The 16,513-nt window shown below is 36.8% G+C and carries 19 protein-coding genes; 10 read left to right on the top strand and 9 right to left on the bottom strand.

The genetic code is table 11. The features are described from left to right. Window positions 1-387: 387 nt before the first annotated feature. From infB to rimP, 3 genes are read right to left on the bottom strand one after another with little or no spacing between them, the layout of a single operon-like run. The gene (gene infB / locus BM084_RS15345; protein WP_075325639.1) at window positions 388-3,141 is read right to left on the bottom strand and encodes a translation initiation factor IF-2; all 2,754 of its coding nucleotides are present in this window, start codon (window positions 3,139-3,141) and stop codon (window positions 388-390) included. 55 nt (window positions 3,142-3,196) lie between these two features. Continuing rightward, the gene (gene nusA / locus BM084_RS15340; protein WP_075325638.1) at window positions 3,197-4,429 is read right to left on the bottom strand and encodes a transcription termination factor NusA; all 1,233 of its coding nucleotides are present in this window, start codon (window positions 4,427-4,429) and stop codon (window positions 3,197-3,199) included. A 12-nt stretch (window positions 4,430-4,441) separates the two neighbouring features. Continuing rightward, window positions 4,442-4,903, bottom strand: a complete 462-nt coding sequence (gene rimP, locus BM084_RS15335; RefSeq protein WP_075325637.1) for a ribosome assembly cofactor RimP — start codon at window positions 4,901-4,903, stop codon at window positions 4,442-4,444. 159 nt (window positions 4,904-5,062) lie between these two features. On the opposite strand from rimP, the gene BM084_RS15330 reads away from it, so the two are divergent. Beyond that, on the top strand, window positions 5,063-5,893 hold the full coding sequence (locus BM084_RS15330) for a universal stress protein (RefSeq protein ID WP_075325636.1): 831 nt from the start codon (window positions 5,063-5,065) through the stop codon (window positions 5,891-5,893). Here BM084_RS15330 and BM084_RS15325 read toward each other — a convergent pair. Continuing rightward, window positions 5,890-7,407 carry a hypothetical protein gene (locus BM084_RS15325; protein WP_093305854.1) on the bottom strand — a complete coding sequence of 506 codons (1,518 nt, stop codon included), beginning with the start codon at window positions 7,405-7,407 and terminating at the stop codon, window positions 5,890-5,892. The two genes, BM084_RS15330 and BM084_RS15325, sit on opposite strands and share 4 nt — an antisense overlap. Before the next feature lie 181 nt (window positions 7,408-7,588). Between BM084_RS15325 and BM084_RS15320 the strand changes: the two genes are divergently transcribed. The 8 genes from BM084_RS15320 (at window position 7,589) to BM084_RS15285 (ending at window position 12,360) form a co-directional block, all read left to right on the top strand. Beyond that, on the top strand, window positions 7,589-7,804 hold the full coding sequence (locus tag BM084_RS15320) for a hypothetical protein (protein ID WP_075325634.1): 216 nt from the start codon (window positions 7,589-7,591) through the stop codon (window positions 7,802-7,804). Window positions 7,805-7,876: 72 nt separating this feature from the next. Next, window positions 7,877-8,506, top strand: a complete 630-nt coding sequence (locus BM084_RS15315; protein WP_075325633.1) for a metallophosphatase domain-containing protein — start codon at window positions 7,877-7,879, stop codon at window positions 8,504-8,506. A gap of 215 nt (window positions 8,507-8,721) precedes the next feature. Further along, window positions 8,722-9,057: a hypothetical protein gene (locus BM084_RS15310; RefSeq protein WP_075325632.1), complete on the top strand. Its 336-nt coding sequence runs from the start codon at window positions 8,722-8,724 to the stop codon at window positions 9,055-9,057. A 161-nt stretch (window positions 9,058-9,218) separates the two neighbouring features. Next, a complete protein-coding gene (locus BM084_RS15305) occupies window positions 9,219-9,470 on the top strand; it encodes a DUF3098 domain-containing protein (RefSeq protein WP_075325631.1) in 252 nt (83 codons plus the stop codon). A 6-nt stretch (window positions 9,471-9,476) separates the two neighbouring features. Then, window positions 9,477-10,271, top strand: a complete 795-nt coding sequence (locus BM084_RS15300; protein ID WP_075325630.1) for an undecaprenyl-diphosphate phosphatase — start codon at window positions 9,477-9,479, stop codon at window positions 10,269-10,271. 50 nt (window positions 10,272-10,321) lie between these two features. Continuing rightward, window positions 10,322-11,035: a tRNA pseudouridine(55) synthase TruB gene (truB, locus tag BM084_RS15295; protein WP_075325629.1), complete on the top strand. Its 714-nt coding sequence runs from the start codon at window positions 10,322-10,324 to the stop codon at window positions 11,033-11,035. Window positions 11,036-11,065: 30 nt separating this feature from the next. Next, window positions 11,066-11,776, top strand: coding sequence for an energy transducer TonB (locus BM084_RS15290; RefSeq protein WP_075325628.1), 711 nt, complete (start codon window positions 11,066-11,068; stop codon window positions 11,774-11,776). A gap of 5 nt (window positions 11,777-11,781) precedes the next feature. Then, the gene (locus BM084_RS15285) at window positions 11,782-12,360 is read left to right on the top strand and encodes a DNA-3-methyladenine glycosylase I (RefSeq protein WP_075325627.1); all 579 of its coding nucleotides are present in this window, start codon (window positions 11,782-11,784) and stop codon (window positions 12,358-12,360) included. 2 nt (window positions 12,361-12,362) lie between these two features. Here BM084_RS15285 and aat read toward each other — a convergent pair whose 3' ends face one another. The 3 genes from aat to BM084_RS15270 form a co-directional block, all read right to left on the bottom strand. Next, complete coding sequence (gene aat / locus BM084_RS15280) at window positions 12,363-13,016, bottom strand: leucyl/phenylalanyl-tRNA--protein transferase (protein ID WP_093305851.1); 654 nt, start codon at window positions 13,014-13,016, stop codon at window positions 12,363-12,365. Between the two features lie 121 nt (window positions 13,017-13,137). After that, a complete protein-coding gene (locus BM084_RS15275) occupies window positions 13,138-13,512 on the bottom strand; it encodes a DUF3127 domain-containing protein (RefSeq protein ID WP_075325625.1) in 375 nt (124 codons plus the stop codon). A gap of 1 nt (window position 13,513) precedes the next feature. Beyond that, window positions 13,514-14,392, bottom strand: a complete 879-nt coding sequence (locus BM084_RS15270; protein ID WP_075325624.1) for a flavin reductase family protein — start codon at window positions 14,390-14,392, stop codon at window positions 13,514-13,516. A 112-nt stretch (window positions 14,393-14,504) separates the two neighbouring features. On the opposite strand from BM084_RS15270, the gene BM084_RS15265 reads away from it, so the two are divergent. Next, window positions 14,505-15,659, top strand: coding sequence for a sensor histidine kinase (locus BM084_RS15265; protein ID WP_075325623.1), 1,155 nt, complete (start codon window positions 14,505-14,507; stop codon window positions 15,657-15,659). On the opposite strand, the gene BM084_RS15260 is transcribed toward BM084_RS15265, so the two are convergent. Continuing rightward, window positions 15,656-16,066, bottom strand: coding sequence for an acyl-CoA thioesterase (locus tag BM084_RS15260; protein WP_093305848.1), 411 nt, complete (start codon window positions 16,064-16,066; stop codon window positions 15,656-15,658). The genes BM084_RS15265 and BM084_RS15260 overlap by 4 nt on opposite strands. After that, the gene (locus BM084_RS15255; RefSeq protein ID WP_075325621.1) at window positions 16,066-16,455 is read right to left on the bottom strand and encodes an HIT family protein; all 390 of its coding nucleotides are present in this window, start codon (window positions 16,453-16,455) and stop codon (window positions 16,066-16,068) included. The genes BM084_RS15260 and BM084_RS15255 overlap by 1 nt, the downstream gene beginning before the upstream one ends. Between the last annotated feature and the right edge of the window lie 58 nt (window positions 16,456-16,513).

Below are 16,513 nucleotides of genomic sequence, written 5' to 3'. Positions count from 1 at the left end.
ACCTGATTTTCCATAACAAATCCTTGTCTCTCGACTTGTTTCTGCTTAGCCTGGAAAGGCGAATAATCAGGCTTCCCCCGTTAAGCAAACATTCCTGTTAGTGAAGCCATCCGTTTTAACATATATTGCTATTCGGATTTTGGGCATCGGCACTTTTTGCAACCTTACCCCCAATATATGCCAGAATCGGTTCGATTTCTCTATGTTCCACTAACTTGCTAGGTCTTCCTTCACACACCACCGTTGCCAGTGACGCACTTGACTTTACATTGCTCTTCCCTCCGATCAGGTGAGCGGGCTTTCTTTCAAGCCTCGGAATTGTTTGCATGCAGGGCAAACAAAAAAGCGGCCCTATAGCCGCTTTTTTCTATTTAAGAGTAAACTTAATTATTTAAGTTTCTTTTTCACTTCTACTTCACGGAATGATTCTATAACATCCCCTTCTTTAATATCGTTGTAATTCTTAACCTGGATACCACAATCGTAACCTTTGGCTACTTCTTTAACATCGTCTTTAAAACGTTTTAAAGAAGCAAGTTCGCCGGTATACACCACTACTCCTTCACGAATTAAACGTATTCCAGAACTTCTGTAGATTTTACCGGAAGTAACCATACAACCTGCAATAGTTCCTACTTTAGAAATCTTAAAGGTTTCTCTAATCTCTGCAGTACCAGTGATCTCTTCTTTAAGCTCTGGAGAAAGCATTCCTTCCATCGCATCTTTAAGATCGTTGATTGCATCGTATATAATCGAGTAAGTTCTGATATCAATTTCTTCTTTATCGGCTACCTGTCTTGCATTTCCAGCAGGACGTACGTTAAATCCAATAATTACCGCATCTGACGCCGAGGCAAGTAACACATCACTTTCGGTAATAGCACCTACTCCTTTATGAATAATATTTACCTGAATTTCTTCAGTAGATAATTTAAGGAAGCTATCGGTTAAGGCTTCTACAGAACCATCCACATCACCTTTAAGGATAATATTAAGCTCTTTAAAGTCACCTAAAGCAATTCTACGTCCAATTTCATCAAGGGTAATATGACGCTGAGTTCTAACACTCTGCTCACGTTGCAACTGAGTTCGTTTAGCAGCGATATCTTTAGCTTCACGCTCATCTGTCATCACTTTAAACTTATCACCCGCTTGCGGCGCACCATCAAGTCCAAGAATAGAAACCGGCGTTGCTGGTCCTGCTTCTTTAACCTCGTGTCCACGTTCATCGTGCATCGCTTTCACCTTACCGCTATGGCGACCTGCTAATACATAGTCTCCAATTTTTAAGGTTCCCGCCTGCACAATAATGGTAGCTACATAACCTCTACCTTTATCAAGGAAAGCCTCTACTACGGTACCTGTTGCAGTTTTAGACGGATTAGCTTTTAATTCAAGAATTTCAGATTCCAGCAAAACTTTCTCAAGAAGTTCTTCAACTCCCATTCCTGTTTTAGCTGATATATCGTGCGACTGAACCTTACCACCCCAGTCTTCAACAAGCAAGTTCATCCCTGCCAGTTTTTCTTTAATTTTCTCTGGATTCGCCGTTGGCAAATCAGATTTATTGATAGCAAAGACGATAGGAACACCGGCAGCCTGGGCGTGAGAAATAGCCTCTTTGGTTTGCGGCATTACATCATCATCTGCAGCGATTACAATAATCGCGATATCTGTTATCTGTGCACCACGGGCACGCATCGCCGTAAAGGCTTCGTGACCAGGAGTATCCAGGAAGGTCATTTTTTGACCGTTTTTAAGCTCTACACCGTAGGCTCCAATATGCTGTGTAATACCCCCGCTTTCCCCGGCAATAACATTTTCTTTACGAATATAATCCAGCAAAGAAGTTTTACCGTGGTCTACGTGACCCATTACAGTTACAATTGGCGCTCTTTCTTCAAGATCTTCAGGATTTTCAGGAACTTCTTCTACTGTTTCCTCAATATCTGCAGTTACAAAGTCTACTTCGTACCCAAATTCATCTGCAACAATAGAAAGTGTTTCAGCATCTAAACGCTGATTCATCGTTACCATCATTCCAAGAGACATACAGGCCGAAATTACTTTCGTTACCGGCACATCCATCATCGTAGCAACTTCACTTACGGTTACAAACTCTGTAACCTTAAGGATTTTACTATCTGTTTCCTGCTGTGCAAGATCGTCTTCTGAACGTTGACGGTGTTGATCTCTTTTATCTCTTCTATATTTAGCTCCTTTACCTTTACCAGATTTACCCTGAAGTTTTTCAAGGGTTTCTCTAACCTGCTTTTGAACTTCTTCTTCGCTAGGCTCTTCTTTAGTAATAGGTTTAGCTCTTTTTCTAGGGGCTCCTTTCTTACCACCACCCTGATTTGAAGCTCCAGGCTTCACATCTTTACTAATTCTACGACGACGCTTTTTACGCTTTTCTTTCTCCTTCTTCTCCTCGGCAGCTTTCTTTTCGTCTTTCTTCTTTTCCGGTTTTTTAAATTGAGAAAGGTCAATTTTCTTTCCGGTAAAGTTAGGGCCGTTAAGTTTGGTATAATTAGTTTTATGAGTCATTGACTCAGCCTCTTTAGGCTCTTCTTCTTTTTCTGAATGAGTTTCCTCTTTTTTAGAAACTTCTTCGGGCTTTTTCTCCTCTTTAGAAGGTGCTTCTTCTATAGGTTTTTGAGGTTCAGGCTTTTCTATTTCGGCTTCAGGCTTTTTAGCTTCCTCTGGCTGCTTAGATTCGGCTGGCGCTGGTTTCTCCTCTTCTTTTTCGGCTTTTTTCTCTGGTTTTTTATCCAGGTCTATTTTACCTACTTTTTTAGGACCGGCTAATTTAGCTCTGGCAGTAACTGCCTCTTCTTTGCGCTTCTCGTCCTCTTTCTTCTCCTCGGCTTTGCGCTTTTCTTCGAGCTCTCTTTCTCTTGCTAAACGCAATTCTTCCTTCTCCTTTCTTTTTTCCTCACCAACTTCTTTAGACTCGACTTTCTTAGACTTATCGGTCTCAAATTCATCAGAAAGCACCTGATAAACTTCGGATGAGATTTTGGTAGTAGGACGCGCCTCAATATCGTGACCCTTAGAATTTAAAAATTCTACAGCCCGGTCTAACGAAATATTGAATTCACGTAATACTTTGTTTAGTCGCATTGTTTTTGCTTCAGCCATAAATTGCCCTCTAAATTAACCTCTTTTAATTATTATATATTCAATGAGTTTTTTACTACTCTTCAAATTCTTCTCTTAAAACCTTCACTACTTCGCGAATGGTTTCTTCTTCTAAATCGGTAAGTCTAATAAGGTCTTCCAATTCCTGTTCCAAAACACTTTTTGCAGTGTCCAGCCCAACTCTTGAAAATTCCTTAATTACCCAATCTTCAATTTCATCAGAGAATTCCTTCAATTCTACATCTTCTTCAACTCCTTCTCTGAAAACGTCTATTTCGTAACCGGTTAACTGCCCGGCAAGCCTAATATTATGACCTCCACGGCCAATGGCTTTAGAAACTTCTTCCGGCTTCAGCATAACCTCGGCCGTTTTATTTTCTTCATCTAATTTAATAGATGTAATTTTTGCAGGACTCAGGGCCCTGGTAATATATAACTGGTCGTTATTGGTGAAATTGATCACATCTATATTCTCATTCCCCAATTCGCGTACAATACTATGAATTCTGGAACCTTTCATACCTACACAGGCACCAACAGGATCAATTCTATCATCATAAGTATCTACCGCTACTTTAGCCTTTTCACCAGGAACACGAACCACATTTTGAATGGTAATTAATCCATCAAAAACTTCAGGAATCTCCTGTTCAAATAGTTTTTCAAGGAATACCGGAGCCGTACGTGAAAGTATAATTGTGGGCTTATTGCCTTTAAGCTCTACACTTTCTATAATTCCTTTTACGTTATCTCCTTTTCTGAAAAAATCTGAAGGAATCTGGCGATCTTTTGGTAATACGATCTCATTTCCTTCGTCGTCTAACAAAATAATGGCTCTATGCCTAATATGATGAACTTCTGCGGTGTAAATTTCGCCTTCAAGCTCTTTAAAGTGCTTGAAAATATTGGTGTTATCGTGTTCGTGAATTTTTGAAATAAGATTTTGTCTTAAAGCTAAAATTGCACGGCGCCCCAAATCTACAAGTTTTACTTCTTCTGATACATCTTCACCCACTTCAAAATCGGGCTCAATTTTCCTGGCTTCAGTAAGGGAAATTTCCTGGTTAGGATCTTCTACCTCACCATCGGCCACTACAACCCGGTTTCTCCAAATCTCTAAATCCCCTTTATCTGGGTTTACAATAATATCAAAATTATCGTCTTCACCATATTTCTTCTTTAACGCACTTCTAAACACATCTTCAAGGATGGCCATAAGCGTTACACGATCTATCAATTTGTCATCTTTAAACTCTGAAAATGACTCAATCAAGGCGATATTTTCCATATCAATTTGAGGTTAAAATGTTATCATAACTTTAGCGTCTGTAATCTCAGAATATGGCAATACCGCTTCTTTTTCTACGGTATGCTTTCCTTTTCCTACCGGTTTTGGCTCCCTGGCTTTCCAGTTAAGCTTAATCCCGTCCTGATCTACATGGGTTAAAGTTGCTTCAATTTTTTCGTTATTGGTAGTCACCTGTAGTTTTCTACCCAGGTTTTTCCTGTATTGCCGTTCCAGGTGTAAAGGCTCAGAAACTCCAGCCGAACTAACTTCCAAAGAAAAATCTTCTTCTTCCCTGTCTAGATTGTGTTCAATCTTGCGACTTACCGCAATACAATCGTTAACAGAAACCCCATTATCACCATCTATCACAACAGATATCTTGTTGTCGTTGGTAATGTTTAGGTCTATTAAAAATAGTGAATTATTTTCCTGGAAAGCTTCCTTCAACAAATTTTCTACTTTATCCTGCAACATAGCTTATAAAAAGAGGGGACTTTATGTCCCCTCGCTGTACTTTTTTAGTTTCAACGCTGCAAATATAATAATAATTTCAGAGAAAGAAAACCAGACTTTAAATGAAATTTTATTCTTAACTTTAATAAAGCAATCATTATTAATCTTTTAGAGGAATTAATGAAAAAGATACTCGTTCCTACCGACTTTTCTGATACCGCCGAACACGCACTAAAAATTGCGGCGCAATTAGCCAAAAAACATAATAGTGAGATCTATCTTCTACATATGTTAGAGCTCCCCATGCAGCTTATAGATCCTGTGGCCGGCGGCAATAGCCAAAATTTACCGGAATCTATTTTCTTTATGAAACTGGCTCACCAGCGGTTTGCAAAACTTATGCAAAGACCTTTTTTAAAAGATATTAAAGTTCACGAAACCGTAATGTTTCACCAGGCTTTTGACGGAATTATGGAAGTTAGCGAGGATTATGATTGTGATATAATTATTATGGGTTCTCACGGCGCAAGCGGTTTTAAAGAAATGTTTATTGGTAGTAATACCGAAAAAGTGGTGCGTTCTTCCAATATACCGGTACTTGTAATTAAAAATGAACACGGGAATTTTGAAGTTGAAAATTTTATTTTTGCCACAGATGCCGATGGCAGCAACAAACATACGCTAGAGAAAGCTTACAACTTTGCGCAATTAATAGAAGCAAAATTCCATTTACTTTTTATAAACACCCCTAATAACTTTATTACCAGCACCGAAGTACGGGAGCGTATAGAAAATTTTGTCTCAGGTTTTAATATACACGATTACAAAATGCATATTTACAATGATGTGAGTGTAGAAAAGGGAATTTTAAATTTCGCTATGAAACAGAAAAAAGCTTTAATTGGCATTAGCACCCATGGACGCAAAGGTCTGGCTCATTTTTTTAACGGTAGCATTAGTGAAGATTTAGTAAATCACGCCAACATGCCGGTTGTTACCTTTAAAATTTAAAGAAAGGATTTTAAAGCACCGTTTCTAACATTTTTCCAGAGGTAATTCCAGAAAGATTTATTTTGGGTTCGTTGGGTTTTTATGCCTTCCTGCTCTTTTTCTTCTGAAGTGGCATCGTTATTTACAATTAGATTGGCTAATGCCGAAAGAAACTTATTCTCTTCTTCCCCGTCATTTTGCAGCACTTCTACTTTAAAATCTCTGTACACCAGTTTCATATCTCCGGTAGAATTCTGATTGTTCCCCGTAAAATTAAATTGTATATCTCTAATTCCACCTTCAGCTTTCACGTTTAAGGCCGGCTCCATAAACTGGTTAATCCCTTCGCTGGAAATCCTATCCATTTGCCCGGAAATTGAGAATACATCAGCTCTATTTGAGATATCAAAATTCCAGTTTACATTTAATTTGGCCTCCCCCTGAAACTGAGTTTGCACATCAATATCTGTTCTGGGGAAATCTTCAGCATCCATATTTACATTACTAATATTATAAATACTGGCATTAAGATTTTTAAAGGTTACTTTCCCGGGCCCTCTCTTTGGATTCACCAACTCCTGGTACTGTATTGCCAGGTTATTAACCTTAAGCGTATCTAGTTTTAGCTTAAAAGGCAGTTCTCTAATCATTTTACTATACATAGGCTTTTGCCGGGGATCGTCTTTCACTTGCTTATCCCGGTATATCTTAATATCGCCATTTGTTATTGTAGTAGTACTACTTTCCAGGCTAAGGGAATCGTTCTTAAAACTCCAGTTAAAAGATTCTAAAGTTAATTCTCCCAGGATCAAATTAAACCTGTCTTTTTCATAAGGAATATGTTTCTGAAATTCCTGCTTATCATATAAAGGTTTCATTTCAATATTGCTGAAAATAAGAGAGTTTTCATTCATTTCCATCTTTTCAACATACATATCATGCAAATCGTTGAGATTGAAAAATAAACTATCTGAAATCATTTCGAGATCCTCGTAATTAAAAGGTAGTGCACTTTTTAAAGATTCCCGATTTACACTTACTTGTTTTAAATTTAGGGAAGGGATATTTGCAAAAAGTTGCTTTTTAACCGAATCGTTTTTAGCCATTTTAAAATTGCCATCAACCACCTCAACCGATTTGATTAAAAGGTCTATTTCAGCCGAATTTCCTTTTTCTGAAGTGTCTTTTTCTTTTTCAGCTTCAGTATATATTGTCACTTCAGGTTTAGTAAATTTTAAGGTATTTATTTCAATATTTTTATTGTTTATATATTCCAAAATATCAATCCCGTCTATCTTAATTTCTTCTGCATTAATTTGCATTCCGTTCTTATTATAAACGGGATTACTTATTGATGCACTTCTGCCAAGGAGGCTTGCATTAAGATCTTCATATTTAAATTCGGCCTTTTTAAGATTTTCTTCCAGGGCGGTTTCCATTTTATTTTCAATAAAAATATTGCCTCCAATTATAGCAATAGCCAAAACAATAAGAATAACAATAAAACTCAGGAATAATTTAGATTTTTTCTTCAAACTCGCATTTTTTATGACCGAAATTTACAATTTCAAAACACTTAGCCTCACTGTTTAAGAGTTTTTAACTTAAAAATTTAACCCCAAAGTTTTCTTTGCGTTAAATTTTAGCAAAAGCCTATAAGTATCAAATTTTCAATGGTTTTTGATTGTATATTTGCCCCGTAACCTAATAGAAATTATGATTTTTAAGCTTAGTATAAAAATAGTATTTATTGCCGTAGAAATTTTTCTTGCGGTGTATAGTTTTGCGCTAAGCGACAGCCTTCTTATTAAGTTTCTATTTTTTGCAGTTACTGCAGTAATTGTGGCATTTTCTGTAACTAAAATAACTAATAAATTACTACCTATAGATAAAGACTATATTTCTTCGGAAGAAGAATCTGAAGAAAATTAAGAGTCAAAGTTTTAAAAGAGTAAAATCCGGAAGATTCATTCTTTCGGATTTTTTTATATTTTGCCCTTACGTATGAAGTTAATTTGCATTTCAGACACTCATAATAAGCACGAACAAATTCCTATTCCCGGGGGAGATATTTTAATTCACGCGGGAGATATTACCGAAGGAGGGACTAAAAGGGAAGTGGTAGATTTTCTAAAATGGTTTTCTTCACAGCCACATGAACACAAAATTTTTATTGCCGGCAATCACGATTTCTTTTTCGAAAAATCCAGCAAAGAAGAAATTCAGGAAATTATCCCTGAAAACGTTCATTATTTAAAGGAAAGTGAAATTACAATTAACAGTATTAAATTTTGGGGCTCCCCGGTAACCCCCGGTGATGGCACCTGGGCTTTTAACCAACCACAATCCCAGGAAATAGATGCTCACTGGGAAAAAATTCCTGCAGATACTAACGTATTAATATCTCACACCCCACCATATAAAATTAAAGACGTTTTAAATAATGGAAGGTCTATTGGTTGCGCTTCGCTATTTAAAACCATAGAAAATCGAAAAATTAAGTTTCATATTTTTGGCCACGTGCACGATTCTTATGGAATTACTACTGTAGGAGGAACAAAATATGTAAATGCGTCCTGTTTAGATAATAAATACCGATATCTTCACCCGCCACTAGAAATAGCGATTAATTAGATACAAAAAACTTCGTTTCATCGCTATAAGGGAAACCCCTTAAACTTACTGTAGTACTTTTCTCTCACATAAATGGCTTCTAAGTTTAAAAAAAATACAAAAAGTTTATTTAGTCGTTAAATATTTGCTAATCATAGGATTATTAGAACTTTTTTAACAGAGAAAAGGAAATCATGGTGTAATTTAGCGAACGCTAACACCTAATACCAACACCTATGAATAATAATACTAACCCAAATACCACATTAGATGAGGTAAAAAACCTGATTTCTTACAGTATTTATAATTTTGATTCTGAAGAGAATTCAAATTATAATCTTATGCATCGTGCTATTATCAAAAAATATTTTGATGCAAAAAATGTAAAAATTAATTACAAGGAACAAACGGTAGATTTAAAAATACCGGTTGGAAAACGTAAGTACACAGGAATTACTTTTGAATGCCAGGACTTAGAACGTTTTCTAAAATCCTGTCTAAAAAAAGACGAAAAAAGCATGGATTTCTATCAGGAAATCCTGAACCACTACAACATTTACCACGCTGCTTAAAATTTTAAGCCCTTTAAGACTAAAGCCATACGCCCTACCGTATGGCTTTTTTATTATTTTATTTTTAATTATTTCAATACTACTGTTTCAACATAAATTAGTTAATTTTGAAGCTTTAACCCTGGAATTAAAAATACACGCTTTATACCTTATCGCTTACTATGAGTAAAAAACAGCAACCCACAGATCATAAAAAATACTTCATTTTTGAAAAGAAGAATTACCAGTTTATGTTTATAGGGCTGGCGGTAATAGCTTTAGGTTTTATTCTAATGGCCGGTGGTGGCAGTGAGGATCCCAATTCTTTTAATCCAGATATTTATAATTTTCAGCGTATTCGTCTTGCTCCAACTTTAGTACTTCTTGGTTTCGCAATAGAAGTTTATGCCATTTTATTAAATCCCAAAAAGTAACCTACATTGAACGAATTAGATGCTGCCATTCTGGGGATAATCCAGGGGTTAACCGAATTTTTACCTGTTTCTTCCAGTGGCCACCTGGAACTTGGCAAAGCCCTGCTGGGCGATAATAGCATACCCAGTGAATCCCTACTTTTTACAGTTATTCTCCACGCTGCAACGGCATTGAGTACCATTGTGGTTTTTAGAAAAGATGTAGCAGAAATTTTTAAAGGCCTGTTTCAATTTAAATGGAACGATGAATTTAAATTTTCATTCAAGATTATTCTTTCCATGATTCCTGCTGCGATTATTGGGGTTTTCTTCGAAGAGCAATTAGAAAGTCTGTTTGGCGGCAATATTATTTTTGTAGGCTTTATGCTTATTGTTACTGCCTTACTATTGTGGTTGGCCGATAAAGCCAAAAATACCGATAAACCTGTAAGTTACAGCAATGCTTTTGTTATTGGAGTAGCCCAGGCAATCGCAATTTTACCCGGAATTTCCCGTAGTGGCGCTACAATCTCTACTTCGGTATTATTGGGAAACGATAAAACCAAAGCGGCAAGATTTTCATTTTTAATGGTTGTTCCTTTAATTTTAGGAAAAATAGCCAAAGATCTTTTAGATGGCAACTTAATGGAAAGCACAACATCTTTCTCTATTTTAGCCATTGGTTTTATTGCCTCTTTTCTTGCCGGGCTCGCAGCTTGTACCTGGATGATTAGTATTGTAAAGAAGAGTAAGCTCTCTTATTTTGCCATATACTGTTTTATCGCAGGAATTGTTTCTATAGCGGTTGCTTATTATAATTAAATAAATTTTTCTTGGAATTACTTTTCTAAGGAGAAACCAAATAAACCTTTATGACCACAGAAATTGAAAAATTCACTCCGGAAGATTTTAAAACCGGCCAGATCCTGGTTTTTGATAAGCCATTGGAGTGGACATCATTTCAGTTGGTTAACAAGGTGCGTTGGTTAATTAGAAAAAGCTGCGGAATAAAAAAGATAAAAGTAGGCCACGCCGGTACTTTAGACCCCTTGGCTACCGGAGTTTTGGTAATATGCACTGGGAAATTCACCAAAAAGATTCCCGAGCTGCAAGGAACCGAAAAAGAATATACTGGAACTTTTACCCTGGGTGCCACAACCCCTTCTTACGATATGGAAACTGAAGTAGATAAAACCTACGACACTGCACATATTGCTGATGAAGATTTAGATGGCGCCGCGCTTCAGCTTACAGGAGAAATTGAACAAACCCCGCCGGTATTTTCTGCTTTAAAAAAAGATGGGAAACGCCTTTATGAATACGCCAGGAAAGGAGAAGACGTGAAATTAGAGAGCAGGCCGGTTACCATCCACAAATTTGAAGTAGATGCCCCACGGTTTCCCGAAGTAGATTTTAGAATAGTTTGCAGTAAAGGCACCTATATAAGAAGTATGGCTAACGATTTTGGAATTGCGCTTGGTTCTGGTGCCTACCTCTCTTCTCTTAAACGAACGCGTGTAGGAGAATTCACTATAGAAGAAGCTTTAGACCTTCAATCTTTTGAAAAATTATTACCTTCAGCATAAAATAGAACATTACACGTTTTATTTTATAGCATGGATTTTTTCGATAAACATAAAGCCCTTATAATAACCGTACTTTTTTGTTCGGTTTTAATTCTTGGCCTTTATAATTTTAACCTTTCCCAAAAACAAAAGTACCAACAAGAAATGTTGGTAGATCTAGAAGAATATACACAAACTGAGGAGGAAGAAGAAATTCCGGAAGAAGAAGCAGAACCGCAAAATTCTAATAATTCTCCCGAAACACATAGAGCTTTTAATGAAAACCAGGAAGCGCGGGAAGAAAATTTCAACAGAGAATTAGATGAAATCTTAGAACAGAATAGTGCGCAACAGGAAAAAAGTTCAGAAAACGAAACGGAAAGTTCTACTAAGGGTACTTTCGCTACCGGAAGTAAATCTGAAACAAAAAAACGATCTGATGGCGATGCTTCTTCCAAAGATATTTCTACCCAATCGGGAAGTTTAAGAAATAGTTCCATCTCATTTTCGCTGCGCGGAAGAAATGCAATCTCTATTCCTAATCCCATTTATACCTGCGACAGGGCCGGAAAAATTGTAGTGAATATCACTGTAAACGCTGAAGGTCGTGTAATTGATACCGGAATTAATAAAGCAAGTTCAACTTCAGATAACGAATGCCTGATAGAAAACGCATTAGAATATGCCGCCAATGCCGTATTCTCCCAATTGGTGGGAAGAAACGAACAACCCGGCACTATTACCTACAATTTTAAACCTTAATTAAAATGACGAAATTACAACGCTGTGGCTGGTGTGAAGGCGATGCACTTTACGAAGCATACCACGATAATGAATGGGGCGTTCCTGTTTATGATGATGAAACCATCTTTGAATTTCTAATCCTGGAAACATTTCAAGCCGGTTTAAGCTGGATTACCGTGTTGCGAAAACGAGAAAATTTCAGAAAAGCTTTTGATGATTTTGACTACAAAAAAATCGCTAAATATTCTGAAAAAAAAATTCAGGAATTATTGGAAAATCCGGGGATTATCAGGAATAAATTAAAAGTGAGAGCTACAGTAACCAACGCTCAAAATTTTATAAAAATTCAGGAAGAATATGGGAGTTTCAGCAAGTATATCTGGAGTTTTGTAGAGGGTGAACCAATTCAGAACGCAATAGAAGATTACAAAAAAGCTCCTGCAACTACCGCTATTAGTGATAAATTAAGCAAAGATTTAAAGAAAAAGGGATTTAAGTTTGTAGGTTCTACCGTAATGTATGCTCATATGCAGGCTACCGGTATGGTAAATGATCACGAAGTAACTTGTTTTAGGTATAAAGAAGTTAAAAAACTCTCTTGAGATTAATCTTCAAGAGGAATTTCTAAATATTTAAGAAATCTCTTTCTCGGGATTTCTTCAGCGCCAAGGCTTTCTAAGTGTTTGGTGTAAACCTGACAATCTATGAGTTTAACACCTTCATCTTTTAACTGATTAACCAGGGTTATAAAACCGTATTTAGAAGCATTACTAACCCTGGCAAACATACTTTCACCGCAAAACACCTGTTGTTCTTTAAGATAAATTCCGTAAAGTCCGCCCACCAATTCATCACCCTGCCAAACCTCTACAGAGCGGGCAAGATTAAATTCATGTAATTCTCTATAACTTTTAATTATCTCGGGAGTTATCCAGGTTCCATGTTGGCCTTCCCTCCTGATCTCTGCGCAAGCTTCTATAACTCGTTCAAAATCTCGGTCAAAAGTTACTTTAAAAGCTTCTTTTTTAAATAGTTTCTTCATACTCTTAGAAACTCTTAATTTCTCGGGAAAAAGCACCATCCTGGGGTCGGGACTCCACCAAAGTAGAGGTTGTGAATCGTCATACCAGGGAAAAATTCCGTGGTTATATGCATAAATTAAACGTGGAATACTCAAATCTCCCCCAATAGCCAATAGTCCCTGTTCATCGGCTTCAGAAATAGGAGGAAATTTTTCGTTATGTTGTAAATAATGCAATTATCAGGGATTTTAGATGAATAAGAAAAGTACAAAAAGAAAAAGCTTAGCCCTCTTAATAGGATGCTAAGCTTTTTATAATATGAAACGAAATTATTTCTAAATCCCGCAAAAGAATTTTTTAGAAAGGAAGATCGTCGTAATCTTCTTCGTTTAAGTTGTTGGCAGGTTCAAAATTATCTGGTGGCGGAACATTTTGCCCACCTGCCGGCTGGTCTGCCTGTAGATTTTCTATTCTCCAACCCTGGATAGAGTTAAAATATTTGGTTTCTCCCTGCGGACTTACCCATTCTCTACCTCTAAGGTTAATTCCAATTTTTACCGGTTGGCCTACCTGAAAGTTATTAAGCAAATCTGTTTTATCCTGAACAAATTCTATCATAATATGTTGTGGATATTGCTCCTCTGTAGTCACCACTACTTCTCTCTTTCTAAACCCATTATTTCCAAAGGTCTTGGTTTCACCAATTAACTTAATCTTGCCTTGTACTTCCATTTTAATCTGTTTTTGCTAATAATAATTTCCAGGCAGCATCGGTATTGTTCTTCTCTAAAAACAATTGTGCCCGGGTATGAATATCTGTTTTGTTATTTAGTTTTACTAATTCAGCTAAATCTTTATTTTTAGCTATAAAACCTGCAACTTCTTCATCTTTTGGCAGCGCTTCAACATTCCCCAATTTACCAAGATCATTACCGGTTAAAGTTTTACTTTTCCTAATTTCTTCAGGAATGGCATCTATACCAATTCCTAAGCTTGAAAGCGGCTTTGGCACCTCGAACATTCCCATATTGGCACGGGTATACCAATTACCGCCCATTCTGGCCACCTGGTCTATTTTATGTTGATCTATAAATCCGTCATCATCTAAAATGCTTTCATTAATATGCATTTTAAGGACTTCGCAAATCACAAGATTCCCGGCACCGCCTTCCTGGCCGGTTTCAATAACCTGCTTCACTTTACATTCAAATTGTACCGGAGATTCCGCTACCCGAAATGGTTTTACAAGATCAGATTTTAGCATTGTAAAGCCTGCTTTTTCAAACTCATTTACACCTTCGGCATATTCGGTACTGGAAAGTGACATTTGCTGAACAATATCGTAGTTTACAATATTGATAACCACCTCATCAATATTCTTAACATTGGTGTAGGTATGCTTTACCGTATTATCCCTGCCTCTTCTCGCCGGGGAGAAAATTAAGGTAGGAGGATTAGATCCAAAAACATTAAAAAAGCTGAAAGGCGATAAATTTGATCGGCCTTTAGTATCTATTGTACTGGCAAAAGCGATAGGCCTGGGACCAATAGCACCAAGCAAATAGCGATGAAGCTTGCCTGTGCTCACCTCTTTAGGATCTATTGTAAGCATACTTGTTTTTTGGCAAAGGTAACGAAACCAATAGGGAATGAAAAGCCGGGACACGCAATAAAATTCGTTTAAAAACGCTTATCTTTAAATCCTTTAAAGCTCAGAAGCCTGTATGAACTTCACAGACGAACGCACTTTTAATCGCTGGTTTATTATTATCTCGTGTTTTATAGTAGTAGGCCTGGTTTTATGGAATACTACCATCTTTTTTCAGCGTTTAAAACAAGATGAACGAGCTAAAATGAATATTTGGGCGAAAGCGCAGGAAGCTTTAGACCGGGACCCGCCACCGGCCGATGCCGATCTTGATCTTATTCTTGAAATTTTAAATAACAATACCACAATTCCCATAATCCATACCGATACCGATGGAGATATTGCCTACACTACTAATATTGATCCCGATAAATTAGAAAATGAGAAACAAGCGCAACGACTTCTTGAAAATTTAAAGGAAGAAAATGCTCCTATTATTATAAACCTGGGAAATGGAGAGCAACAGTATATTTACTACGGCAATTCCCCGGTTTTAAACAGTCTTAAGTATTATCCTGTTGGGCTGGTTCTTATAGGTTTTCTTTTTATTGGGGTAGTTTATTTTTTCTATACCACAACGAAAAACAGCGAACAGAATAAGCTCTGGGCCGGGATGGCGAAAGAAACTGCACATCAAATTGGCACTCCCTTATCTTCGCTTATTGGCTGGACCGAAATCCTGAAACAGGAAAATGTAAAAGAATCCTACATTATTGAAATGGAAAAAGACATTGACCGTCTTGAAACCATCACTGAACGTTTTTCTAAAATAGGTTCGTCTCCAATTCTGGAAAAAACAAATATAATTGAAGCAACTCAAAACAGCTTCGATTATTTAAAAACAAGAAGCTCACGGCTTATTGAATTCTCCATTGACGTCCCTAAAGGATATATCCCGGTAATGTTAAATTCCCAACTTTACAGCTGGACCATAGAAAACCTGGTTAAAAATGCCATAGATGCAATGCGCGGAAAAGGGAAATTGCATATTCAAATTAAAGAGGAACAGAAATGGGCGCATATCTTTATAAAAGATACGGGAAAAGGGCTTGATAAAAATAAATTTAAACTCGTTTTTGAACCCGGGCATACCACAAAAAAAAGAGGCTGGGGCCTTGGCTTATCTTTAGCAAAACGAATTATTGAAGGCTATCACCACGGGAGAATAAAAGTAGAAGAAAGCGAAATAAACAAAGGCACAACTTTTAAAATTTCCCTCAGAAAAGTTTAGAATTTAGAAAGTTGTGTTCTTAAATCTTCAGGAATTCGGAAGGTATTATCTTTTTCAAAATCATAGCAAACCACTACATCTTTACCTTCAGCGCAAACTTCATTAATGTCATTTAGAATAAGATGTTTTAAACCGAAACTGGAATTTTTTATAAAATCTATCCTGGTTTTTACTATAGCTTTCCCGGGGTAATACAGCGACTTTTTAAAATCGCAATGTGTAGAAACCAACATAGTTCCCATATTGGTATTCTCATACATCTCGTAAATACCTGAAGCTTCCCAAAAATTTACTCGACCCGACTGCATATAGCGCATAAACGAGATATTATTTACGTGCTTATACATATCTAAATCGTTCCAATCTATTCTAAGCTCGAGTTTTAAATTATACGTTTCGCTTTCCATTAAAGATTAACGTGAATAGATTCTGCCAGTTTTTTAAATTCCTCTTCTTCCATTTTTACGCTTTTAGAAAAATCCATATCGCTCATAGAATTTAACGGGATAAGATGTACGTGAACATGCGGAACTTCAAGCCCAACAACGGCCATTCCCACGCGCTTGCACTCTACCGTTTTCTCTAAAGCGATGGCTACTTTGCGGGAAAAACGCATTAATTCCTGGTACATCTCTTCTTCCAAATCAAAGATCTTATTCACTTCTTTCTTCGGAATACATAAAGTATGTCCCTTTGCATTTGGATTAACATCTAGAAAAGCTAAAAACTGACTATCTTCTGCGATTTTGAAAGCAGGCACTTCTCCCCTTACTATTTTAGTGAATAAACTGGCCATAATATTTTTGAATTGGTTAGTATATAAATATAAAATCCTTTTCACAGAACCTTAGTTA

Source organism: Salegentibacter agarivorans, assembly GCF_900113135.1.
Classification (GTDB): Bacteria; Bacteroidota; Bacteroidia; order Flavobacteriales; family Flavobacteriaceae; genus Salegentibacter; species Salegentibacter agarivorans.
Note: the sequence above shows the minus strand (reverse complement) of the source record. Positions and strands in the feature narration are given on the sequence as shown.

Bases quoted from the DNA above. Each gene is read 5' to 3' on its own strand.
- BM084_RS15285 (WP_075325627.1), top strand. From the start codon at position 11,782: ATGACGAAATTACAACGCTGTGGCTGGTGTGAAGGCGATGCACTTTAC.
- BM084_RS15305 (WP_075325631.1), top strand. From the start codon at position 9,219: ATGAGTAAAAAACAGCAACCCACAGATCATAAAAAATACTTCATTTTT.
- BM084_RS15330 (WP_075325636.1), top strand. From the start codon at position 5,063: ATGAAAAAGATACTCGTTCCTACCGACTTTTCTGATACCGCCGAACAC.
- BM084_RS15265 (WP_075325623.1), top strand. From the start codon at position 14,505: ATGAACTTCACAGACGAACGCACTTTTAATCGCTGGTTTATTATTATC.
- nusA (WP_075325638.1), bottom strand. From the start codon at position 4,429: ATGGAAAATATCGCCTTGATTGAGTCATTTTCAGAGTTTAAAGATGAC.
- BM084_RS15255 (WP_075325621.1), bottom strand. From the start codon at position 16,455: ATGGCCAGTTTATTCACTAAAATAGTAAGGGGAGAAGTGCCTGCTTTC.
- rimP (WP_075325637.1), bottom strand. From the start codon at position 4,903: ATGTTGCAGGATAAAGTAGAAAATTTGTTGAAGGAAGCTTTCCAGGAA.
- infB (WP_075325639.1), bottom strand. From the start codon at position 3,141: ATGGCTGAAGCAAAAACAATGCGACTAAACAAAGTATTACGTGAATTC.
- BM084_RS15275 (WP_075325625.1), bottom strand. From the start codon at position 13,512: ATGGAAGTACAAGGCAAGATTAAGTTAATTGGTGAAACCAAGACCTTT.
- BM084_RS15270 (WP_075325624.1), bottom strand. From the start codon at position 14,392: ATGCTTACAATAGATCCTAAAGAGGTGAGCACAGGCAAGCTTCATCGC.
- BM084_RS15260 (WP_093305848.1), bottom strand. From the start codon at position 16,066: ATGGAAAGCGAAACGTATAATTTAAAACTCGAGCTTAGAATAGATTGG.
- BM084_RS15310 (WP_075325632.1), top strand. From the start codon at position 8,722: ATGAATAATAATACTAACCCAAATACCACATTAGATGAGGTAAAAAAC.
- truB (WP_075325629.1), top strand. From the start codon at position 10,322: ATGACCACAGAAATTGAAAAATTCACTCCGGAAGATTTTAAAACCGGC.
- BM084_RS15320 (WP_075325634.1), top strand. From the start codon at position 7,589: ATGATTTTTAAGCTTAGTATAAAAATAGTATTTATTGCCGTAGAAATT.
- BM084_RS15290 (WP_075325628.1), top strand. From the start codon at position 11,066: ATGGATTTTTTCGATAAACATAAAGCCCTTATAATAACCGTACTTTTT.
- BM084_RS15315 (WP_075325633.1), top strand. From the start codon at position 7,877: ATGAAGTTAATTTGCATTTCAGACACTCATAATAAGCACGAACAAATT.